This window comes from Sphingomonas sp. PP-CC-3A-396 (genome assembly GCF_004343105.1).
Classification (GTDB): Bacteria; Pseudomonadota; Alphaproteobacteria; order Sphingomonadales; family Sphingomonadaceae; genus Sphingomonas.
Genome location: NZ_SLYF01000005.1, coordinates 129626 through 152011, shown reverse-complemented (window position 1 = coordinate 152011; position 22386 = coordinate 129626). Strand labels below are relative to the sequence as shown.

The 22386-nt window shown below is 59.1% G+C and carries 16 protein-coding genes; 10 read left to right on the top strand and 6 right to left on the bottom strand.

Going from position 1 to position 22386, the window contains the following annotated elements; all coding sequences use genetic code 11:
- Positions 1-107 precede the first annotated feature (107 nt).
- Positions 108-1220, top strand: a complete 1113-nt coding sequence (locus tag C8J40_RS11225; RefSeq protein ID WP_132897111.1) for a ThuA domain-containing protein — start codon at positions 108-110, stop codon at positions 1218-1220.
- Between the two features lie 385 nt (positions 1221-1605).
- Here the strand turns inward: C8J40_RS11225 and C8J40_RS11220 are convergent, their stop codons facing one another.
- Genes C8J40_RS11220 through C8J40_RS11210 form a run of 3 tightly spaced genes read right to left on the bottom strand, consistent with a single transcriptional unit; the run spans position 1606 to position 5158 of the window.
- A complete protein-coding gene (locus C8J40_RS11220) occupies positions 1606-2349 on the bottom strand; it encodes an SDR family NAD(P)-dependent oxidoreductase (protein ID WP_243693341.1) in 744 nt (247 codons plus the stop codon).
- Positions 2350-2363: 14 nt separating this feature from the next.
- On the bottom strand, positions 2364-4859 hold the full coding sequence (locus C8J40_RS11215; RefSeq protein ID WP_132897109.1) for a glycoside hydrolase family 2 TIM barrel-domain containing protein: 2496 nt from the start codon (positions 4857-4859) through the stop codon (positions 2364-2366).
- The gene (locus C8J40_RS11210; RefSeq protein WP_132897108.1) at positions 4856-5158 is read right to left on the bottom strand and encodes a hypothetical protein; all 303 of its coding nucleotides are present in this window, start codon (positions 5156-5158) and stop codon (positions 4856-4858) included. Before C8J40_RS11210 ends, C8J40_RS11215 begins: the two co-directional genes overlap by 4 nt.
- Before the next feature lie 331 nt (positions 5159-5489).
- Between C8J40_RS11210 and C8J40_RS11205 the strand changes: the two genes are divergently transcribed.
- From C8J40_RS11205 to C8J40_RS11165, 9 genes are all read left to right on the top strand, one after another.
- Positions 5490-7736 carry a glycoside hydrolase family 3 C-terminal domain-containing protein gene (locus C8J40_RS11205; protein WP_207901205.1) on the top strand — a complete coding sequence of 749 codons (2247 nt, stop codon included), beginning with the start codon at positions 5490-5492 and terminating at the stop codon, positions 7734-7736.
- 132 nt (positions 7737-7868) lie between these two features.
- The gene (locus C8J40_RS11200; protein ID WP_132897107.1) at positions 7869-8198 is read left to right on the top strand and encodes a hypothetical protein; all 330 of its coding nucleotides are present in this window, start codon (positions 7869-7871) and stop codon (positions 8196-8198) included.
- A gap of 135 nt (positions 8199-8333) precedes the next feature.
- The gene (locus C8J40_RS11195) at positions 8334-9002 is read left to right on the top strand and encodes a TetR/AcrR family transcriptional regulator (protein WP_132897106.1); all 669 of its coding nucleotides are present in this window, start codon (positions 8334-8336) and stop codon (positions 9000-9002) included.
- 170 nt (positions 9003-9172) lie between these two features.
- A protein-coding gene (locus tag C8J40_RS11190) for an IS630 family transposase (protein ID WP_132897105.1) occupies positions 9173-10119 on the top strand; the annotation gives its coding sequence in 2 pieces (ribosomal slippage) (positions 9173-9512 and positions 9512-10119; 948 coding nt in all).
- Between the two features lie 406 nt (positions 10120-10525).
- Complete coding sequence (locus C8J40_RS11185) at positions 10526-13090, top strand: TonB-dependent receptor (protein WP_132897104.1); 2565 nt, start codon at positions 10526-10528, stop codon at positions 13088-13090.
- A 218-nt stretch (positions 13091-13308) separates the two neighbouring features.
- Positions 13309-15024: a family 43 glycosylhydrolase gene (locus C8J40_RS11180; protein ID WP_165911425.1), complete on the top strand. Its 1716-nt coding sequence runs from the start codon at positions 13309-13311 to the stop codon at positions 15022-15024.
- 318 nt (positions 15025-15342) lie between these two features.
- Positions 15343-17562, top strand: a complete 2220-nt coding sequence (locus C8J40_RS11175; protein WP_243693340.1) for a glycoside hydrolase family 3 N-terminal domain-containing protein — start codon at positions 15343-15345, stop codon at positions 17560-17562.
- Positions 17563-17645: 83 nt separating this feature from the next.
- Complete coding sequence (locus C8J40_RS11170) at positions 17646-18581, top strand: glycoside hydrolase family 43 protein (protein ID WP_132897101.1); 936 nt, start codon at positions 17646-17648, stop codon at positions 18579-18581.
- 301 nt (positions 18582-18882) lie between these two features.
- Positions 18883-20544: a carboxylesterase family protein gene (locus C8J40_RS11165; RefSeq protein ID WP_132897100.1), complete on the top strand. Its 1662-nt coding sequence runs from the start codon at positions 18883-18885 to the stop codon at positions 20542-20544.
- A 76-nt stretch (positions 20545-20620) separates the two neighbouring features.
- Here the strand turns inward: C8J40_RS11165 and C8J40_RS11160 are convergent, their stop codons facing one another.
- The 3 genes from C8J40_RS11160 to C8J40_RS11150 all read right to left on the bottom strand — a co-directional run bounded on the left by C8J40_RS11160 (position 20621) and on the right by C8J40_RS11150 (position 22246).
- Positions 20621-21262: an SOS response-associated peptidase family protein gene (locus C8J40_RS11160; RefSeq protein ID WP_279432590.1), complete on the bottom strand. Its 642-nt coding sequence runs from the start codon at positions 21260-21262 to the stop codon at positions 20621-20623.
- A 53-nt stretch (positions 21263-21315) separates the two neighbouring features.
- Positions 21316-21585, bottom strand: a complete 270-nt coding sequence (locus C8J40_RS11155; RefSeq protein WP_132897098.1) for an HU family DNA-binding protein — start codon at positions 21583-21585, stop codon at positions 21316-21318.
- 139 nt (positions 21586-21724) lie between these two features.
- Positions 21725-22246 (bottom strand): hypothetical protein, encoded by a 522-nt coding sequence (locus tag C8J40_RS11150; protein WP_243693339.1) that lies wholly within the window; start codon positions 22244-22246, stop codon positions 21725-21727.
- Positions 22247-22386: the final 140 nt, after the last annotated feature.

Here is a 22386-nt window from a genome sequence, read left to right as displayed (position 1 = left end):
GCTGCCGACCTTCAGCTACAGCGATAACGCGATGAGCAATGTCGTCCGGCCCGGCAGTTTGGTGCGGGTCAAATATTCTGAGAAATCACACGAGGAAGGCTATCGTAATGAACAAGCTGACCGTTGTTGCAGCGGCCCTAGCCGCCGCCTGCGCACCGCTCGCCGCGGTCGCCAAGCCAGTCATCGATTGCCCTAACCGCAACACGCCGTTCAGCGCGAACTCGCCGATGATCGATCTGATGTTAAGCCCAGCCGCAAGCGCAGTTCTGGCCAAGGCGATGCCAGGCAAGATGGGCGCCCCTTTGCCATCGAATAGCGCGGGCACTACAGCACCAACCTTCATGGCGATCCTGACTTTGAAGGAAGTCTCGTACTTCACGGGCATAAAACCCGACGCGATCGCTGCGATCGACGTCGAACTACGCAAGCTGCCGGTTACCGCCGCGGACCGCGTAGCTCGCTGTGCCCGCTACGACAACGACGTGCCGGCATTCACCTTGACCGCCGGCAAGCCGCACCTTTTGCTCTTCGAAAAAATCAACGGTTTCAAAGACGTCCCTTCGGTCAATGCCGCCCACGCCGCAATTCTAGCAATGGCCGAACGCAATGGTTGGGCGATCGTCTCAACCGAGAGCGCCGGAACGTTCAACCCCCGCACATTGCGCCAGTTCGACGCAGTGATCTGGAACAACGTGTCGGGCGATGTGCTGACCCTGTCCCAGCGCAGGGCCTTCCAGCGCTGGCTGAACGCTGGTGGAGCCTTCATCGGGGTTCACAGCTCAGCCGGCGACCCAGTCTATTTCTGGGACTGGTACCCCGACGCTTTGCTAGGTGCGCGGTTCATCGGCCACCCGATGAACCCACAGTTCCAGCCTGCGCGGATTGCGGTCAACGGCGCTCATCCGCTCGCCCGGGGGCTGCCCGCGGAATGGACGATGAAGGACGAGTGGTACTCCTTCCGAACCAACCCTCGCACTATTGGCGCGCAGGTGGTGCTGAGCCTCGACGAGAGCTCTTACAAACCCGACGGACCTATGGGCCAGAACCTAAGGATGGGCGACCACCCGATCGCCTGGACCAACTGCCTTGGTAAGGGTCGGATGTTCTACGCTGCGATTGGCCACTTGCCCGAAACCTATAATGATCCCCACTACGCCGCGCTGCTGGAAAACGCGATCGCCTGGGCCGCGACCGATAAACAGGCCTGTGATAAGCACTAGAAACTGGAGACCTGACGCCGGTAGCACGGCACCTGTCGAGAGTCTGGCTAGCGTCCTTCTCCCCGGCAGCAGCGTGTGCTTGGCCAAGGCGTCTCACTTAACCGATCACGCGCCGATCTAGGTATTTTGGGCATCGACGCTATCGTAGTCTCTTACCACGTCTGTCAGACATAGGTTAAGGGCATCGGCGAGCCCTTATATATCGGCATCATACCTAAGGCGGTACTTTACTAAATCGTTGATATTTGCTTGCACAGCCATCGCTTGGCCTGTCCAAGCAAGCAAATATAGATTAAACGGTTCAATATGTCACATCTGGTGTGAGTATCGAGACAGTAGTTGTATCATGGTTCGCCGAATACCCGCCGTTTGGATATCTGAAAGCTCAAATTGCAGACCAGCCGCCGTCTACCGCAAGCACGGCGCCGTTGACAAAACTGCTTTCGGTGCCTGCAAGCCAAAGGATGGCAGACGCGAGATCGCCAGGTTGGCCGATTGCGCCGATCGTAGCGGTTAGAAAGGGAGTGACACGCTCTGCCGCCAGTGTGGATTGAAAACTCGCTTGGATGCCGGTGTCTACTGGTCCAGGCGCAACGACGTTCGCCCGGATGCCGCTTTTCGCATAAATGAAAGCGGTGTTCTTGGTTAGCCCGATCAAACCGTGCTTTGACGCCGTGTAGGCTGCGCCGGCACAGCCGCCGCGAAGGCCTGCCTCCGATGCTACATTAATGATTGCTCCACCCCCCGCGGCAATCATTCCGGGCAGCACTGCTTTCATAAAACGCTGTGCGGCAGTGAGATTGATCGCAATCACCCGGTCCCAGAGTTCGTCATCAACTTCGGCAGATGGCAGAAAGAAGTCCATGATACCGGCGACGTTGGCAAGGACGTCAATCCGGCCGCCTGCATCAGCTACAACTCTGGCGGCAAACGACGGCTCTGTGATGTCCCCGTGGATTAATTTGATGTGATCTTCGGCATCCTGCTTCAACATCGCTAGCTTCTCGGCATCGCGATCGATCGCGATTACGAGGCCGCCTTTCTTCGCGAACTGCAACGCCGTTGCACGACCGATGCCCGAAGCAGCACCGGTGACGATGATCGATTTTCCCGCAAACGTGTGCGTCATAACAGTTCTCATAATCAGATCGCTCGGATCGTGGCTACGGCCGCTTGCAAGCCGTCGCCGTTTGCGCGGATGCGAATGAGGCCGGATTTACCTGTTGACCGGATGATCGCGAGCGCCCGGCCATCCCAGGTCTGCGCAGCCGGCTGCTGGAAGCTTCCAGTGGCCGTCGGGATTGCGCTTCCAAGCGCAATCAGCACGGCTGGCCCATCTATGCTTATCTGCACCTTGGTTTGCAGATCGCCCACTCGGCGACCGCCGGCATCGACGATCTCGAGTGGAAAATAAGCAATGGCGCTAGTATCAGCCCTAAGCTTCGTTTGTTCTGCGGCCATGCGGATTTCTGCCGGCTTGCCGGCGCTAGTAAGGCTTCGACGTCCTATTTCCCGCCCGCCTGCGAACGCGACCGCTTCCAAGGTCCCCGGCGCATACGGTACGGTGAATCCCACCCGGGTGGCTCCGCGCGGGACGGCCTTTTGTTCGACCGTCGTACCGTTCAGGCGCAGTTGGACGCTATCACCACGAGTATAGACAGCAACGCCGAGCGGCATTCCTTCCGCGCCCGCCCACGTCCAGTTCGCTCGCTCATCAAGCCAGCCCCACAAACGCGGTACTTCGACTTTGCCCGCCGGAACGGGCTTCTGCACGGCAATTTCAACGGGGCTCAGTCCCCAAACGACGTCACGCGCCAGCGACGCTCCCTTCTGGTGTCCGATAAGGTCGGTTTCCCCGCAGGCCGCGACCACCCAGGGCCAGCCCGCCGGAGCGGCGGGAGCGTTAGGGTATTTGGCAGACGCATAGGCACTTCCGCCAAGCCCGGCCTCACCCAAATAGTCGATCGCCGTCCAGACGAAGTCGCCAATCAACCAAGTCGACCGATCAGCGATTTCCCACGTTTGGAACATGTCCTTCGAGAAGCTTTCCGACCCGTATATGATCCTCTCCGGATAAGCGGCATGCTCACGCTCGTAGATGCTGACCTTGTAGTTGTATCCCGCCACGTCCAGGAATACCGTGCTCGCTTGATCAGGCTTTCCGGCCCGACCACTTCGCGCCGTTGCTTGCGACGGAATGACCTGTCGGCCCTGGAAGTCGTTGATGGCGGCCGTCACGGGTCGGCTGGGATCTAGCGCGTGGACAGCATTCGCCAATTCCCACTGAAGCTTCACCCCGGCGGGCTCGTTGCGGTGGGGAATCTCGTTGCCGATACTCCACATGATTACACTTGGATGGTTGCGTTCCGACAGCACCATCTTCGTGAGGTCGGAACGCCAATTGGCGTCGAAATCCACGGAATAGTCCTGCGGGTTCTTGGGCCAACGCCACATATCGAACGCTTCTGCGATGACCATAAGCCCGAGGCGATCACACGCGTCGAGAAACGCGGGGCTGAACGGGTTGTGCGAAGCGCGAACGGCATTGAAACCCCGCGCCTTCATAATGCGAACCTTGCGTTCTTCCGCGGCGTCAAACGCCATCGCGCCGAGCAGGCCGTTATCATGGTGTATGCAACCACCGCGTAGCTTCAGCGACTTGCCGTTCAGCGTCAAGCCGTGACCCGGAACGAAAGCAACGATACGAACACCGAATGGCGTTTCGGTTCGGTCGATGATCCGTCCTCCCAGCCGAGCGGTGGTCTCCAAGACGTAGAGGTACGGAGCGTCCGGCGTCCAAGGGCGCACGGCCGGAATAGTGGCCTCCTGCCGCACCGTCGCCGTGCCGCTGGTCTCCGATTGCCAAACGATACGCCCGTTCGCATCCCGGATCCGCGAGCTGATGCTGGTGTCCTCAAGCATGTGTTCGAGCCGCGTCTCGATTTCGAGGTTCGCCTTTGAACCTTCCAAGCGCCTTGTAGTGACGCCTATGCCCCAACGCGCGATCCGCGATGCGTTCGGCTTCCGATCAAGCCAGACGTGGCGATAGATGCCCGATCCCGAGTACCACCGGCTGTTCTCACCGAGATTTCGGACACGCACAGCTAATACGTTGCGGCCGGTAGGCGATAGGTGAGGGGTAAGGTCGAAAGATACAGGCGTATAGCCATTAGGATGATGACCCAGAAGATGGCCGTTTATCCAGATATCGCTGTTCGCGTAGATACCGTCGAACAGTACTTCGAGCTGCTGGTCAGGTGCTGGTTCGACAGCGAACGTCTTCCGGTACCACCCCTCGCCACCCATTGTGAACCCAGTGGCGACGCCTCCAACAGCCTTACGGCTAAATGGCCCAACGACCGCTGACGCCTCCCCACTCTGGCTCGCTTCGACCTGCAGGTCTTCGATGCTCCAATCGTGCGGCAGATCGACGGATCGCCAGCTGCTGTCGTCGAAACCAACGTTTTCGTATCCCGCACCTTCGCCTCTGCGGAAGCGCCAGCCGTTATCGAATAGACTGCTGCGCCCGGACAGAGCACGAGTATCTTTATCTGCCGCGAAGGCAGGAACAGAAAGCAGGGCAGCAGATGCGCCTGCGATAAAGCCCCGTCGATCAATGTTCATTACCAAGGCGCTCATGTTTTTGGCCCTTCGCTGGAGGGAAGGCTGGCAAGGTCGGCGTTAATGGCAGCGATTTGAGCAGGCGTCACAATCCCACCGTAAATGATGAAGCTTTCGATCATCATGTTGGTTATGAAGGGTTGGATCTGCTTGCTGGTGACGATCACCTTAAAAACCGGCGCGTGCTTCAAAACGACCGCCCAAGCCGCTGGTGCCGACATCAGCTCAGCAAGAGAAACGGAGCTTACCGTAAGCGGTGTTGGAACTGGCTTCGGCTGTTCGAAAGCGGCAGCTGGCGAATATATTGGCGCATCCATCTTGTTCCCCTCCATTGCCCGCTTTGCCACATGGACGCACAGGTCGACTGACCGACTAATGTCGGCATTTTCGCCTCAATAGAACGCATTCGTTCTCTTTCATAGGGCTTTTGCAAATGTGCGCCCGCAGACTTTCGACGCATTCTACCACCGGGCATGGCTTTGCATGATTCCACACGGATTTATGCGGGGTGCGGCTGTCAGTCGCAGGGATTGGCGACAAAATGCTGCAAGTCATCTTTAATAGAACGATGCCGACCTAATTTATTGCGTTCCGCCTTGCAGTCGATTACCGTTTGGCCAAACAAGATGATCAAAAGGAGGGGCTTTCATGACGATCCGCCGAACGCTGGTACTTGCAGCAATAGCGCACGGGCCATTGCTGGCTCTGCCAACGCCGACATCCGCGCAAGCGATAATTCCCCCCACCGTGGCGCCGCTGTCGGCTAAGGGCGGCTCCGCTGCCTCACCCGATACTCCTTGGCTTGACGCTAAGCGAACCCCGGATGAGCGCGCGGCGTTGGCGCTGGCGCAGATGACGCAGGACGAAAAGCTGCAACTGGTGCACGGTTCGGGTATGCTTGGCGATCCGGCGCGCGGGGGCAGCTCAAGCGGTGGCGCAGGCTTCGTTCCCGGGATCAAGAGACTGCGGCTTCCAAATATCGACATGGCGGACTCAACGGTAGGTGTGACCCTCGGGGGTCTGAGCAGCCGCTACTCGACCCTCATGCCCTCGACGATTGCGGAGGCGTCGACCTGGCAACCCGAACTTGCTTACGAGTACGGAGCGCTGATCGGTCGAGAGCTGCGAGCGCAAGGGTACAATGCGAGCTTGGCTGGTGGCGTGAACCTTACACGAGAGCCGCGCGCTGGACGGACCTTTGAATACCGCGGCGAGGACCCTGTCCTAAGCGGGAAGATGGTCGGGCAGGCAATTTCGGGGCTTCAAGCGCAGAAGGTCATCGGGGACATCAAACATTACGCTCTGAATGATCAGGAAACCGGGCGCGATAATGGCAATGTCGTCATCAACTATGGCGCGGCCCGTGAAAGCGACCTCCTTGCGTTTGAGATCGGTATTCGTGACGGCAAGCCCGGCATGGTTATGTGTGCATACAACAAGGTGAATGGCGAGCACGCATGCGAGAATTCAGAATTGTTGCAGCGCACGTTAAAGAACGAATGGGGCTTCAAGGGCTTCGTCGTTTCCGATTGGGCAGCAACTCATAGTACGGTCGCCGCAATCAACTCGGGACTGGATCACGAAGAGCCTGGTCCCGAGAAGTTTTTCGGCCGGCCTTTGCGCGATGCGATCGCAGCGGGCACGGTACCGCAGTCCCGTCTGGACGATGCAGTGCGCCGGATCTTGTACACGATGTTCGCAACCGGGATTGTGGATAGCCCACCCCGCCGTCAGGTGCCCGATGTCTTTGCAGGATTGGAATCTGCCCAACGCGTTGCAGAGGCGGGTATCGTTCTCCTCAAGAATGATAATGTTCTCCCTCTTGCTAAGACCGGCACGGTGGCAGTGATTGGCGGCTATGCCGATGCCGGTGTTCTGACTGGTGGTGGGTCTGGACAAGTCGATCCGCCGGGCGGCAGCGCGGTAAAGATCAGTGACGATCCGCTGTCGCAAGCGGTGTGGTTCCCCTCGTCTCCCTTCAAGGCTCTCAAGGCAGCTGCGCCAAATACGCGTTTCGTCTACGACGATGGATCAGATCCCGGGCGCGCCGCGCAGGTTGCTGCGGGTGCGGACTTCGCGATCGTTTTCGCTGCTCAGCCCGCGAGCGAAGGTAGCGATCGGCCAACGCTCGCGCTGCCGCATAATCAGGATACTCTGATTGATGCTGTCGCATCAGCGGCGAAGAAAACGGTGGTTGTGCTCGAGACAGGCGGCCCGGTCACGATGCCGTGGATCGGCAAGGTTGGCGGCGTGATCGCTGCCTGGTATCCGGGCGCTCGAGGGGGCGAGGCGATCGCACGTCTGCTGCTGGGGGAGGTGAACTTCTCAGGGAAGCTTCCGCTTTCTTTCCCAAAATCCGAAGCTGATCTGCCGAACCCGGCGATACGTGGGGCCGGCCTCAAGATGATACCGGTGGTGGATCCTACTCTGCCGAACGGTCGTCGCCGGTGGAGCATACCAGATTTTGACATTCCCTATCCAGAAGGTGCCTTAGTCGGCTACAAGTGGTACCAGAATCAGGGGAAGGTGCCGCTCTTCCCATTCGGGCACGGCCTTTCCTACACCAGTTACGAGTACGGTTCGCTGAAGGTGACGGGGGCCGGTGCAACGTTCACTGTGACAAATACTGGTGAGCGTGCAGGGACGGAAACAGCCCAGGTTTATGCGACCTTGCCGCCAAGTGCCGGTAAGTCACCGGCCCGCCTTGTCGGTTGGGCGACCGTTCCGCTTAAACCTCGCGAGAGTAAGACGGTTACGGTTACCTTCGAGAAGCTCGCGCTGTCGGTATACGACGAAAAGGCACGTCGATGGAAACAGCCAAAGGGGCAATACGGCGTCCGAGTCGGTCCTTCATCCAGCGTGCTGCCGCTAACCGGTACCTTCGCTCAGCGTTAGTTCAGCCGGGGTAAGTCACGACTTTAAAGGCAAACATTGACCACCAGCCAATGGCGCAATATATCGAACGGTGCAGTATCGTTTGATAGACTTAAGAACTGCGTAGGTTTAACGTTCGAGAGGATGAACGAAATGACGATCAAAGCTATTATTGTCGGCTCTTTGCTAGCTGTTGCCGCGCCAGTCGCAGCGCAGACCGCTCCGACGGCGACCCCGGCGCCGTCGGCCGTCGCGCCAACGCACTACACAACCTCCGACACGGATTTGGGTACGTTGATGGACGATCCCGCATCGATGGCGGTGCTGAACAAGCATATCCCAGAGATGTTCAAAAGCGAGCAGATCAACCAAGCCCGCTCGATGACGCTCAAGGAAGTTTCGGCCTATGCCTCGGACACGCTGACCGATCAGCTCCTGGCCAGCGTCGACGCCGATCTCGCGAAGTTGCCGTCCAAGAAGTAAAGCGTTGGCCCGATTGCCGCGTTATAACGACGCGGCAATCGGGCGCGAAGGCGCTCCGCGGTATCACCGCCGTCTGGTGAGATGGGTTTAAACGGCTATACGCCGTTTATTCGATCGCATTAGGAAACCGACAGAGTGCCCGGAAAGCCAATTACAACGCGCCCGCAGGGGGGCGAACAGAGCTATATTCCCAAAATCGGGCGACCGTCTGTTGCGCAGGCGAAAGCCATTCAAGAGCATATCTTGCGTGCTGCCCAGCGCCGCTTTCTATCAGAGGGGTATGCAATGACGTCAATGGAGGCGATAGCCACTGACGCTGGCATATCAAAAGGCACGCTCTATACCCGCTTCTCATCAAAGAATGAGTTGTTCCGCCAGCTCATTGCCGAGCGCCTGCAAGCTTGGGAGGACAAGGCGCCTGGCATCGCCGAGCAGCCAGATGCCAATCTTTTCGACCTTCTTTACCGGCGCGGATCTCTGATTATCGAGGCCTTCCGAGACAAAGAGGTCCAAGCGTTCTCGCACCTCCTTTTCAGTGAGAGTCGCCACTTTCCGGAACTCGCAGAGGACTTTCGAAAGGACTCTCACGACAGGCTCGTTGACGAATTAACCAATGAGATAGAGCGTTTTAGCAAAGAAGGCGGATGGCCCACGACGGATGCTCGAGGCGCGGCGCTAATATTCGTTAGCGCTCTTACAGGCTGGTGGGCTCATCTGGGCTATGCTGACATCCCGAAAAAGGACGGCGAAGTCTACTTAGCACGTCTAATCGCGGTCCTCACAGGTGGTCGGGCGGCGTTCTAGAACAATTACGGACGATGCCCCGCCCGATCGGACGGTAAGGCCGCAGACCTCTTGTTGGCGCTTATTTCTTCGACCACTAGAGCGGTTTCTCACCTTGCTGAATCGTAGGGGATTCCCACGGAGGCGCTTTTCTGATTCACGATCCTTGCTGGTGCTGGAGGCCAGCATGGATGGCACGAGCATTATCAGCGGATCTTCGGAACAGGGTAGTGGCGGCGATTGCGGGCGGCCTGTCGCGCAGACAGGCGGCGGATCGGTTCGGTGTCAGCGCGGCAAGCGCGATCCGCTGGCAGCAGCGCGTGATGCTGCACGGGACGCCGGAGCCTCAGCAGCAGGGTGGCGATCGGCGTTCGGGTAAGATCGAGGCGCATGCGGACCTGATCCTGGGTACGGTCGAGACGACACCCGACATCACACTGGCAGAGTTGCAGGCGCTGCTGGCCGACCACGGCACCGAGGTTGCGCTCGGCACGATATGGCGGTTCTTCGCGCGCCGCGGGATCACGCGTAAAAAAAGACGGCGCACGCGACCGAGCAGGACCGCCCCGACATCCTGAAGCGGCGCGAGGAGTGGTTCGACAGCCAGCTCGATCTCGATCCCGAACGACTGGTCTTTATCGACGAAACCTGGGCCTCAACCAACATGGCGCGTCGCTATGGCAGGTCTCTACGCGGCGAGCGGCTGCGCGCCGGCGTGCCGCACGGACATTGGAAGGCCACCACCTTCACAGCCGGGCTGCGTCGCTCCGGCATGGTCGCACCCTGGGTGCTTGACGGGCCTATGAATGGGGACGCCTTCACCACCTACGTCGCCCGCGTCCTTGTGCCTGAACTGTCACCCGGCGACATCGTCATCATGGACAATCTATCGAGCCACAAAGCCCAAGCCGTACGCGCCGCCATCGAAAAGGCAGGTGCCAGGCTCCTGTTCCTTCCGCCCTACAGCCCGGACTTCAACCCTATCGAGATGGCCTTCTCCAAGCTGAAGGCCCATCTGCGAAAAGCGGCCGAGCGGACCATCCACGGCCTGTGGGATGCCATCGGCCGTATCGTCGACCTCTACTCGCCCCAGGAATGCTCGAACTATTTCGCAGCCGCTGGTTACGATGCAGACTGATCAGAAACCGCTCTAGTGAGGCACGCGCCCGCCCGACTTCGGCATCCCCCACTTGATGAACCCATTTTGGCGAAGCCGCGAGCAGAGACATGCCTGCTCGCTGGTCAGGCCATCATCGATGACGTTGGGCGGAGTCGGTCGGTCCAAAGCGTTTTTGCAGGTTGCTCTATGATTCCCAGCGGATGCTTTGCCGGTGCAATTGGCGAGGCCTGCGCTTTGCTGTCCAACGCGACACCGCTACCGTGGAGGTAGGACCTCATAGTAGGTCTAGCCGCGACCCGAGGCCCCTTATCTAGCCATGACGAAAAGATTCGTTGACGGCTGCGTGCTATTTAGCTTAGCAAAAGGAACGCCAGCGTTCGATTGGCTTGTCGAGATTAATTCGGCCGTGTCAGGAGGGGTAAGAATGAAGCGCTTGATGTATACTTTGCTTTGCGGTGCAGCGACCATCGTCGGTGCAAGCGCCGCTGAGGCTCAGCAAGCGGTCCCCGCGCCGGGTAGCGCCGCAGCGGCAGCTAATTCTGACCAGACGCAAACTCCGTCGGCCCCCGGTCAAGACAGCGGCACGCAAACGGACTCGACAGGCGTCACCGACGGTGCTCCCGGCGACATCGTCGTCACGGCCCGGCGACAGAACGAAAGCCTGCAGAACGTTCCTGCAACGGTCCAGGCGATCAGCGGTGATACTATCAAGAAGTTGAACTTCACGCAGTTTCAAGACGTTGCTGCGGTTGTTCCTGGCCTCACGTTGAATACCGGAAACTATAATAGCGGAGGAGCACCAGCTCCGTCCATTCGTGGCGTCAGCTACGATGCCGGATCTTCACCATCACCCACGGTCGATATCTACTTTAATGAGGTTCCGACCAGCGCATCTCTGGTATTTCAGGCTTTGTACGATGTGGGGGGCGTAGAGGTTCTGCGTGGTCCGCAAGGTACCTCGCGCGGGCGAACCGCTCCGTCTGGAGCCATCCTGCTATCTAGCCTGAAGCCGGATCTAAATGAGGTCGGTGGCTATGTCAGCATGCTGGGCACGCAAAAAGGCGCGATAAACGGTCAAGCGGCTGTAAACGTGCCCATTATCTCAGATCGCCTCGCGATTCGTCTTTCGGGCGTTGTGGATCAATCACCGGGTAATTTTGTTAAGAGCGTCAACAGCGGAGTTGATCCATTCCGGAATACTGAGAGCGGTCGCGCAAGCGTTGCGATCGCACCCTTCGATGGATTCGATGCAAATGTCGTCTATCAGTATACGCATACGAGCAGCCGGCAGTATCTGCAGGCAGCCGGTAATGGCGCCGTTGGGGGCTTTGTCCCAACCGCTCCGGCAGGCTATAACGGTCCAGTGATACGAGGCGGCGATCGCTTAGGTGCTGCCGAAACTCCCTTCTTCAACAATCAGCGCACCCACCAAATTACGGGTGGGGCGAACCTGTCTCTACCCGGTCACACGCTGTCCTATATTGGCGGCTATTCCAAAACTGACGGCGTGGCACGCAACACTGTCGACTCTGAGAACTTGGTGAGGGGAGACGCGTTCCAGATCCTGCCTGCCATCTCCAAGGTTCAATCACACGAATTACGGCTGGCGTCCGATAACAAGAGTTCAATCTTCAGTTATGCCGTCGGTTACTTTCACTCGTTCAGCAAGGTTGGGTTGAATGGGACTACGATCGGATCCTATCTGCCAGGGGCCTACGGGTCGCCGGCCGACGCTCCAAACCCTCAACTTTTCGATCCGACATACATTCTCGGCGTGGGGCTCACGAGTCGATCAAAGAATGTCGAAGACTCTTTTTACGGAAATGCCACTCTTAAGATCGGATCGAAAACCGAGCTGACGGGCGGCGTTCGGTATATCATTTCGAAGCAGGACGCCAACATCGGTGTGCTTCTGACGTCGGGGGTCGTAGCAGCGGCCGTGCCGGTGCCTTGCGCTCTGGCCGGCCTTGCAAGCTCTCCTTATGCAGGCTTCTGCAACGTTCCGTTGAACTTGAATACGCCCGCGGGCGGCGGGGCAAGTAGCGATCGTAACACCCCAATTGTTTACAGTGCATCGCTATCTCATCGCTTGAATGACGAAATTCTAGCCTACGCAACAGTTGGTAGCTCATGGCGGCGTGGCGGTAATAACTTCTTCATAACGAACGGCGAAAACGCCCCCTCACTCAACGCACTGTTGTTTTTGCCAAATGAGACCTCCACCTCCTACGAGGTGGGTATAAAGACCAACTTCTTTGACCGACGGCTCCGGTTGAATGTCGCTGGTTTTTATCAAAAGTTCAAAAATCTTAACTTCCTGACGCAGGCTGTACCGTACCTGGCAAGCAGCGCTGCTAACGTCAACGTGGGGGCGGCGGCCATCAACGTCGCGGCGGATGCGGTCGTGAAGGGATTCGACGCCGACGTCAATTTCGCGATCACGCCATTGTGGAGCTTCGGTGTGACGGGGAGCTACGCGGACGGCAAGGTGGACAATGACCTCGTACCCTGCCGCGACAGCAACTTTGATGGAAAACCGGATACCGGTGTGCCAACTATCGCTCAGTTCCGCGCAGCAAACGTATTCATCGCCCAGTGTTTAACAAGACAATCGGTCTCACGCGATCCTATCTGGAGTGCAACGGCACAGTCCGAGATACGCTATCCCGTGGGGCAGTCTGAACTGTACCTGAGAGGGCTGGCCTCATATTATCCGGAGAACCCTCGACGGAATATCGGCTACAGAGTGCCCAATTATACGCTGGTGAACCTCTACGCGGGACTGCGAGCTGAAAATTCAGCTTGGGACGTCGGGATATTTGCACGAAACCTGCTCAATGCAGGTGTCCTGCTAAGCCGGGAGCCGGCAAACATTGGGGATGGCGGGCAGAATGCAACGACATTTGGCAGCAGCGGCTATGCGGAGGTGACCTATACGCCTCCATTCGAGGCGGGCCTCAGCGTTCGGTTCTCGTTCGGCAGCAGGTAGGTTCTCGTTGGGATGGCTTAGCTGGTGGTCAGTTGCACTTTGACTTGAATGTACGCTCGCCATCGCGCCATCCGAGCAGGATTGGCTAATGGCTAGCACGGCTCTCCTCGTGACATCGCCGACGGTCAGGGGAGAGCCGGCAAGCCCGCGAGTAGTTCGTACATGCGCTGCCTTTTGGTTTCAGGTGGCCACATAAGCCGATGACCGGAGAAATACAGATGAAGTACAGCGTTCTTCTACTCGCGATGGGTATGGCTTCGACGCAATCGGGCACGGCGATCGCGAAAGACCCGTTGAGTGGTGGCAGTCGTCTTCAAACATATGCGAACCCGGTCAACCTGCCGTATCGCTACCAGCCCCAGAAGCGAGCATATCGGGAAGCAGCCGATCCGACACTCATTCGTTTCCACGGTCTATACTGGTTATTTGCGTCGCACTCGAAAGGCTACTGGTACTCGCGCGATCTTTTGAACTGGACATTCGTTCAACCCACCGGGTTCGACGTCGATAAGTATGCCCCGACGGTATTCGAGATGGATGGTAAACTTTACCTAGCGACGAGTGAGAACGTTAAAAAGATATGGGTAGCCGAAGATCCGATCAAGGGGACCTGGCGTGAGGCGGGGGATATATCGGGATATGGCGACCCTTGCTTGTTCCTGGACGATGACGGGCGTCTCTATGTCTACGAAGGGCTCAGCGCGACGAATCCACTTCGGGTCGTTGAGTTGGATCGAAAGACGTTCTTACCAATACGTGAAAGCCTCATCAAAGAGGCGCAGTCTAAGGAGACACGAGGTTGGGAAGTCACGGGTGATAATAATCAGCGCGTAACTAAGCCGACCTACACCGAAGGCTCTTGGATGACGAAGTACAAGGGGCGATACTATCTGCAGTATGCAGCTCCAGGTACCGAGTACAAGACCTACGCCGACGGCGTCTTAGTCTCGGACAACCCTATGGGTCCATTCGTCTATCAAGCCTATAGCCCGTTCTCGTTCAAGCCGACCGGTTTCATAGCGGGCGCTGGGCACGGTAGTACGGTACACGCGTCGGGACCGGATTGGTGGCATGTGTCGACGATGAGCATTGCGCGTCGACATCCCTACGAGCGGCGGATCGGCTTGTTCCCGGCCGGGTTCAATTCGAGGGGCGAGATCTTTGCTGATACCTACCTCGGGGACTATCCCCACTACGTCAATGGTACCCGAGCCCTGACCGGATGGATGCTGCTATCTCGCGGAAAACCGGTGACGGCATCTTCTTCGCTGGAAGGAATGCTGCCAGAACGCGCCGTGGACGAGGAGGTCCGTACATGGTGGTCGGCGCGCACTGGCGACGCAGGTGAATGGCTTCAGATCGATCTGGAGGCTGTAAAGCGGGTAGAGGCACTGCAGATTAACTTCGCGGACCAGGACAGTGAAGGCAAAGGTATCAGTACGGATGCATACCGTTACGTCGTAGAAGGTTCGGCCGACGGCAAGCGGTGGCATAGCCTTGTGGCGGCAAATAGAACGGGACGCGATGCGCCACATGACTATCAGGTCTTGAAGAAGGCGGATCGGGTCCGGTACATTAAGATACGGAACCTGCACTCGCCGGATAACGGCAAGTTTTCTCTGTCCGATTTAAGGGTTTTCGGTCAAAGCGACGACCCTTTGCCGGGAACCACATCTCCAATTTCTGCGGTTCGTGACACGAGCGATCCGCGTCGGGCGATGATACGTTGGAATCCCTCTGACAATGCACAATTCTATATTGTCCGGATTGGCGTCACTCCTGACCTTCTGAGCCAGAACTATCAGGTTTACGATGGTCGGACCGAACTGAACGTAGGGAGTCTCACAAAGGGGATCGGCTACTTTTATGCCGTCGACGCCGTGAACGAACGTGGGATCACAAAGGGGACCGTCCGGCCCATCGAAGGCTCTTAAGTCGACGCGAGCGCAAACGGCAAAATAACGAAGCGGTTCTGTCCGGACGTCAACAACCCGTACTCAGCAGAACCTTCAGACGGCTACGGGTGCTCTTGTGTGACTGGTCGCCTGACGATGCGGCACTAGGTCATCAGTTCATTACGTGGCGGCGATGGTGTCATTGGGAGAGACGTTATGCAATTGTCTAGGCGCGCGTTGCTGACGTCGGCGTCGGTACTTTCAGTCTTCTGCTCACCGCTCCGTGCAGCCAATCTGCCGACCTATCGGGATGCGCACGTCCCCATCAGCAAGCGGGTCGCCGATCTGCTCTCACGAATGACGCTCGAGGAGAAGGTTGCGCAGCTTCAGTGCATTTGGTTCACCAAGGGAAAGCTGATCGATAACGCTACGGGGGCCGTTTCCATTGATAAGGCCAAAGCGGCGTTCCCCAATGGCGTCGGACAGATAGCCCGGCCGTCCGATACGGCGGGTACGAGCAGGTACAGCAGCCAGTCGTTCCGATCGCCCGAAGACGCGGTCGAATTCATGAACGACGCGCAGCGCTTCGCTGTCGAGCATATCCGGCTAGGCATACCATTGCTGTTTCATGAGGAGACGGCGCACGGCGTAGCGATCAAAGGCGCAACCATGTTGCCGATTCCCACAGCCCTCGGCAGCACCTGGGAGCCGGAACTGATCGAGGAGGCCTTTACCCTTGTTGCCCGGCAAGCGCGCATTCGCGGCATCACCGTCGGACTGAGCCCCGTTGTCGACGTCCTCCGTGACCCGCGCTGGGGGCGCAGCGAGGAGTTCTTCGGCGAGGATCCGTTTCATGTCTCGCAGATGGGTGCCGCAGCGGTGCGCGGTCTACAGGGCCGTAGCAGACCGCTCGCGCCCGATCGGATTTTTGCGACGTTGAAACACTTCATCCATGGTACGCCGCAAAACGGCCTCAACGTAGGCCCGTCGGATATGTCCGAACGGATGCTGCGCGAAGTCTACTTCCCATCGTTCAAGCGCTCGATACAAGCCGGAGCTGCGATCGTGATGCCCTCCTACAACGAAGTTGCGGGCGTGCCAGCGCATGCCAACCGGGAGCTTCTGCAGGTATCGGGACGCGACTTGCTGGGCTTCAAGGGCGCCTACTTCAGCGATTATGGCGGCGTGGGAGAGCTCGCGAGTCTCCACGCGATGGCCGCTGATCAGGATGAAGCCGCGATTTTGGCGATTAACGCAGGCGTCGACGTCGATATGCCTGAAGGCTTCACCTACGCCAGACTGGTGGGTCTGGTTCGGGCCGGCAGGGTCGAACAGGCGGTCGTCGATGCGGCCGTTTCGCGTGTACTGGCACTGAAGTTCGAGGCCGGTCTATTCGAACATCCCTACGTCGATCCCCGTAGAGCTGCTCGGGTCCTGCAAGAGCCGTCAGGTTCTGCACTAGCCCTAACGCTCGCGGTGAAGAGCCTCGTACTGCTAAAGAATGATGGTATCCTGCCGCTGGATCCCCAGCGCGAGATGCGGCTGGCGGTCATCGGTCCCAATGGTGTTCAACCGATGCGTGGCGGCTACGCAGGAGAGCCCATCAAGGCTGTCGGCGTTCTGGAGGGACTGCGCGCGGCCGCGGGACCAAACGTCGTCATCGAGCAAGCAGATGGTGCCTGGATCACCCAGCCGGGGGCGGTGGGTACGCGACCCGAGGTGACGCCGATCAAGTCAGTTCCCGCTGCAGACAATCGTCAGCGCATCGCGCAGGCCGTTGAGCTGGCTACAAGATCGGACGTCATCGTCCTTTGCGTTGGCGACAATGAGAGCGTCACAAGGGAGGCCGTGGCGGCGTCACTGCCGGGCGACCGGAGCACTTTAAATCTGTTCGGTGATCAGGATGCTCTGGTCGAGGCGCTTTTGAGCTGCGGAAAACCAATCGTTGCGGTGCTCATCAACGGGCGTCCTCTTGCGGTCACTCGCCTGGCCGACAGCGCCAATGCGCTGATCGAAGCGTGGTATCCCGGCGAACAGGGAGGTCACGCCATCGCACAGACCTTGTTCGGCAAGGTCTCTCCTGGCGGCAAGCTTCCGGTTGCCTTTCCCCGCAACTCTGGCGAGTTGCCAGGCTGGTACGGACGTCATCCGTCGGCCGACAAGGTGCCGTATGTCGAAGGTAAGCGGACACCGCTTTTCCCGTTCGGGTTCGGATTAAGCTACACGACGTTCGAGGTATCGGAGCCTCGGCTCGATACAGCCAGTATCAAAGTAGGCGATTCGGTGACCATCAAGGTCGACGTCACGAACACGGGAGCTCGCGACGGGGATGAGGTAGTGCAGATATATATCCGCGACATGGTTTCGTCCGTTCCTCGACCGACGTTAGAGCTTCGCGCTTTCCGGCGCGTTTCACTGGCGAAGGGCGAAAAGATGACGTTGTCCTTCCAGCTGGATGCGGACGCGCTTGCCTTTTGGAACGCCGATATGAAGTGGGCGGTCGAACCTGGCGCATTCACGATTTTCGCGGGTAACAGTACGGTTAACTTGAAGAAGGCCCGTCTGACCGTCGTTTAACAGACGTCCCGACCCGCGTCGTCGGTACGGATGGCTACTTGCGGCCTGGACTTACCCCATTAAAGGTTGAAGGAGCTAAGAATATGAACCGACGCGATCTCTGTGCTGCGTTGGCGACCAGCATGGCCATGCCAGCGCTGGCCCGCGTAGCCCCCGCCGCATCATCTGCTGACAGGTTCGCTTTCAGCTACTTCCAAAACGCCGACAATGGCGGCGCGGGGATGCGCTTGGCGATCAGCGATGATGGGTGGCGGTTTCGGCCAGTGCGTGGAGGCCTACCCATGCTGGTGCCGACCGTCGGGGAGAACAAGCTTATGCGTGACCCGTCGATCGCGCGCGACCCGTTGACGGGTCTCTACCACATGGTGTGGACGACGGGCTGGACCGGAGTGACGATCGGGCATGCCTCGTCGCGAGACTTGGTCCACTGGTCTGCACAGCAAGCGGTTCCAGTGATGGCGGCGTTTCCAGGTACCAAGAACAGCTGGGCTCCGGAACTGACGTGGAACGATGCGGCACGCTGCTTTCTCATCGTCTGGGCAAGTACAGTCGGCGCGGTGGGGTATAACGATCATCGCCTCTACGCCACTACAACCCGCGATTTCCGGTCGTTCACCCCAACAACCAAATTCTTCGATCCCGGTTTCAGCGTAATTGATGCGACCTTCCTATCCCGCAATGGCCGCACGATCATGTTCGTAAAAGACGAACGCACCAAGCCGCTGCGAAAAGTTATTCAATGGTGCGAAGCCACCCTATCCCCAATCCCGCGTTTTGGGCCGCTTTCCGAGCCAATCACGCCTGCCTGGAGTGAGGGACCAACGGCAATTGAGGTAGATGGTGAAATGCGGATGTTCTTCGACCGCTACAGAGACAAGCAGTGGGGGGCGGTCGCGTCTCGAGACGGCCAGGCATGGCGCGACGTGTCCGACCGCATCCAGATTCCCGCCGGGGCGAACCATGGTACGATGATCCCTGTGGGGCGGTCCCTGTTTGGCAAGCTGGCGGCACTCACGTGATGACAGGGGCTGGACTTCGTCTCTGCGAAGCGCTGCTCTCGAGCGGCAAACAGGTACGCAACGAGGTAGCCTCCATCTTCCGCGCCAGTTCGGGTTCTGTGGCGACCGGATGAGATCTTTCGCCCCATACTGATCCATACCAGTCTCGTCTGCCCATAACCAAGGCAGTCCCTCGGTCCACCGTGCCGCGACGACTGCGTTGACCATTCTTGCCAGCGTGCTTGCGAAAGCAATTCATCACGTTCCCAGGCTTCCTTCACCCAACCCTGCCGCATCGACCGCCACCAAGGAGCCGATCCCGATGATCATTCGCCGCACTATCGTCGTTGCCGCTGCGCTCGCCGCCGGTTCCCCCGCCGTTGCCCAGAAGGCCGGACCTACAGTCCATATCGATACCGGCGCACTGCGCGGGCGGAGCGCTGATAAGATCGATAGTTGGAAGGGCATTCCCTTCGCCGCCCCGCCAATCGGCCCGCTACGCTGGCGTGCGCCGCAGCCCGCCACCAAGTGGACCGGCGTGCGCGATGCCTCGCAGTATAGTTCGGACTGCATGCAGAAGCCGTTCCCGAGCGATGCGGCGCCACTCGGCACCACACCCGCTGAGGATTGCCTCTACGTCAACGTCTGGAAACCGGCGGGAGCGAAGGCGAAGCTGCCGGTGCTGGTGTGGATCTACGGCGGCGGCTTCGTGAATGGCGGCGCCTCTCCGCCCACCTACGCGGGTGCGAACATCGCGAAAAAGGGCATCATGTTCGTGAGCTTCAACTATCGCGTCGGGCGCTTTGGCACCTTCGCGCTACCGCAGTTGACTGCAGCGAACGCCGATGGAGGGCGGTTGGGCAATTACGGGATCATGGATCAGATCGCTGCCCTCCAATGGGTGAAGCGCAACATCGCCGCGTTCGGCGGCGATCCAGCGAACGTCACCGTCGCCGGCGAAAGCGCGGGCGGGATTTCGGTTCACGCGCTCGTAACCTCGCCCCAGGCGAAAGGTCTGTTCAACCGCGGCGTGGTAATGTCGGGCGGCGACGCTCGCACTTACACCGCTAACACGCTTCAAGACGTCGAAAAGATCGGCGGAAACTTCGCGCGCACCAAGGGCATAGATCCTGGCGCTCCCGAAGCGCTGAAGCAGCTGCGCGCGCTCTCGGCTGAGGAGGTGACCGACGGACTCAGCTTGGCCGGCATGGAAGGTCGCGCGGGTGAGCCGCCGACCAATTCCGGCCCGTTCATTGACGGCAAAGTCGTGGTCGACGTCCGCAAGGCGTACGAGGAGAACCGTTTCGCCCGAATGCCGATGATAATAGGCGCGACCAGCGCCGACATCGGCGGCAAGAGCGGATTCATGATCGCTGGCGCGCGCGAGGCGTCTGGGCTGCTCGCCGAGAAGGGCGTGCCCATCTGGGGCTATCGCTTCTCCTATGTCGCGGAGTCGGTGAAGGAGCCGGGCGCGCAGCATGCGGCCGACATCCCGTATTTCTTTGACAACACCCGCATCAAGTACGGGGCAGAAACAACCAAACGCGATGCGATGACCGGCGAGGCGATCAGCACCTACCTGGCCAATTTCGTGAAGGCCGGTGATCCGAACGGCTCCGGCCAACCGCAATGGCCGCGCTACACTCACGCCAACGATACGATCGCCGATTTTGCCACGGACGGACGGACGGTGGTTACTCGTGATCCGTGGGGCGCGGAAATCGAGCAGGCGAGTCAGAGGATAGCCGCAGCCAAGGCATCTGGGCACTACACCACGATGACCACTCCGATCGGGCAGCTGCTCGACAACGCACAGGCTCGCGCGGTCCTCTCGAAACACATGCCGGTGTTGTTGAGCCCCCAGATGGGCAAGGCGCGAGGCCTGACGCTTTTTGCGTTGCAAACGTACCTGCCAGCCCAGTTCACCGACGCGGTGCTGGCGGCGATCGACCGCGACCTCGCTACAGTCCCGATCAGCAAATGAGCGGCCTGAGACGCGCATAGGGTGACCAACGTGAGCAAGGGGAGGACCGGTTCATTTATTTGAGCCAGCATGCGACTTAAGGTGATCGGGCAACGCGGTCCAACCGCATGAGCTGTGATGGGTACGGTGCCACAAGCTCCTTCAGTTCATCCCAGGGCGCTGTCAGCCAACGTTCGTAATTCTCGTCGTGGAGGATGACCGGCATGGCCTTGGGGTGGATAGGCGCCACGATCGCGTTCGGCTCGGTCGTCAGGAAACCATAGGCGTCACCGCGCTCGGTCGGACGCCAGATGCCAGCAAAGGCGAAGATTGGGCGGCTGGGCACGTCAAACCAGTGCAAGGGCTTCTTCCCGTCCTCGCCAGGTGCCAACCCATATTCAGAAAAGGCGGTGACCGGGACGAGACAGCGTCGCGCCGGTGTCGTCAGCATCGATCGCCAGAAGCTGGAGTTCAGGTTCCGCACGTTCGTCACGTACTTCGTTAACTTAACCGCAGGGTCGCGCGCGCTGGGGACCTGCGTTGGTACACCCCATTCCATCCGCTCGAGCTTACGTTCCGCGGCGTCCTGCACGATTACCTTGCCGTAGAACGGGGTCTTCTTGCCGGTCGGGAAGATATCACCGACGGGGTATTCCACGTCCTTTTCATATGGAGGCCGGATACCGAAGGCGACCGCGAGGTCGACGTCTTTTGCCGTCATACGATACCGGTTGCACACGAAGCGTATCCCTCAAGTTGGCGCCGACGAGGTTACTCGTCGGCGCGCACGTCTTACAGCTTGTCCTTCAGCCCCTTGGCGGCTGTGAACGCAACCTTCTTGGAAGCCGCGATCGTGATCGCCTCACCGGTGCCGGGGTTACGGCCTTCGCGCTCCGGACGGTCCTTGACCGTGAACTTGCCGAACCCTGGAATCGAAACTTCCTCGCCCTTCACGGCGGCGGCTGCGATCTGGTCGAATACGGCGGTGATCGCCTTCTTTGCATCGGCTTCGTTCGAACCGGTCGCCTCCGCGACGCCTTTGGCCAGGTCACTTACGTTCATGCTAATCGTTCTCCATTGGAAACATTGGCGGAACCTTAGCCATGGCGAACGACGAGAAAAAGACAGTACTGGATGACGCCAGCGTCGCGGCTGTGCGGCTGATGCTGAATAAGCTTGCCGATCACGATGTAGCCGAAGTCTATGAGGCCACCTCAGGGCAGGGGCCGATCGCCGACCTTGCAGCCGAAGCGATGCGTGCCCGAAACATCGATCTCTGGTGGCTGGCGACACGTTCGCGCGTGACGCGAGGATCCTCGTAAAGATCGCGGCTCGCACGGAGCCGAAAGACATTCCACCAGCGCTGCCAGCGATGCTCGGCTGCATCATGGATCATGTGGCAGCGCTGACATAGCGCCTTTAGGTTCGAAGAGGCGCTGTTGCCCGGATCGTGATCGAGATGCGCGCAGGCCAGGACGACATAGGTCACCCGAATCGACGCCAGCACGACCCCGGTCTTCATGGAAATACGCTTGCCGCGATCCGACCGCCAGCACCGGACATCGGCATCCCACCAGCGTCCGTCGCCGAGATGGACCACACGGCGCAGATGCGGCCGACCACATCCCTCGCACTTGGCCCCGGCGCGATCGAACCGAACCGTCTGCGACAGCTGCCGCCAGTCGATCGGGTAGAGCCAGCGGTTCTCGGGGCGGATCGGCATGATGATTCTATGAGTCACCCACCGGGCAAACGAAAGCGAATAATTCGCCATTTGTTGCCGCTTCGTATTTTTTTTGTTCCCCTTCGTACGCCGAGGGGGAAGGCAGGTCATCAGCCCGGATCGGGACGATCAAAGTGCTT

Bases quoted from the DNA above. Each gene is read 5' to 3' on its own strand.
- C8J40_RS11225 (WP_132897111.1), top strand. From the start codon at position 108: ATGAACAAGCTGACCGTTGTTGCAGCGGCCCTAGCCGCCGCCTGCGCA.
- C8J40_RS11220 (WP_243693341.1), bottom strand. From the start codon at position 2,349: ATGACGCACACGTTTGCGGGAAAATCGATCATCGTCACCGGTGCTGCT.
- C8J40_RS11215 (WP_132897109.1), bottom strand. From the start codon at position 4,859: ATGAGCGCCTTGGTAATGAACATTGATCGACGGGGCTTTATCGCAGGC.
- C8J40_RS11210 (WP_132897108.1), bottom strand. From the start codon at position 5,158: ATGGATGCGCCAATATATTCGCCAGCTGCCGCTTTCGAACAGCCGAAG.
- C8J40_RS11205 (WP_207901205.1), top strand. From the start codon at position 5,490: ATGACGATCCGCCGAACGCTGGTACTTGCAGCAATAGCGCACGGGCCA.
- C8J40_RS11200 (WP_132897107.1), top strand. From the start codon at position 7,869: ATGACGATCAAAGCTATTATTGTCGGCTCTTTGCTAGCTGTTGCCGCG.
- C8J40_RS11185 (WP_132897104.1), top strand. From the start codon at position 10,526: ATGAAGCGCTTGATGTATACTTTGCTTTGCGGTGCAGCGACCATCGTC.
- C8J40_RS11180 (WP_165911425.1), top strand. From the start codon at position 13,309: ATGAAGTACAGCGTTCTTCTACTCGCGATGGGTATGGCTTCGACGCAA.
- C8J40_RS11175 (WP_243693340.1), top strand. From the start codon at position 15,343: ATGACGCTCGAGGAGAAGGTTGCGCAGCTTCAGTGCATTTGGTTCACC.
- C8J40_RS11170 (WP_132897101.1), top strand. From the start codon at position 17,646: ATGAACCGACGCGATCTCTGTGCTGCGTTGGCGACCAGCATGGCCATG.
- C8J40_RS11165 (WP_132897100.1), top strand. From the start codon at position 18,883: ATGATCATTCGCCGCACTATCGTCGTTGCCGCTGCGCTCGCCGCCGGT.
- C8J40_RS11155 (WP_132897098.1), bottom strand. From the start codon at position 21,585: ATGAACGTAAGTGACCTGGCCAAAGGCGTCGCGGAGGCGACCGGTTCG.
- C8J40_RS11150 (WP_243693339.1), bottom strand. From the start codon at position 22,246: ATGCCGATCCGCCCCGAGAACCGCTGGCTCTACCCGATCGACTGGCGG.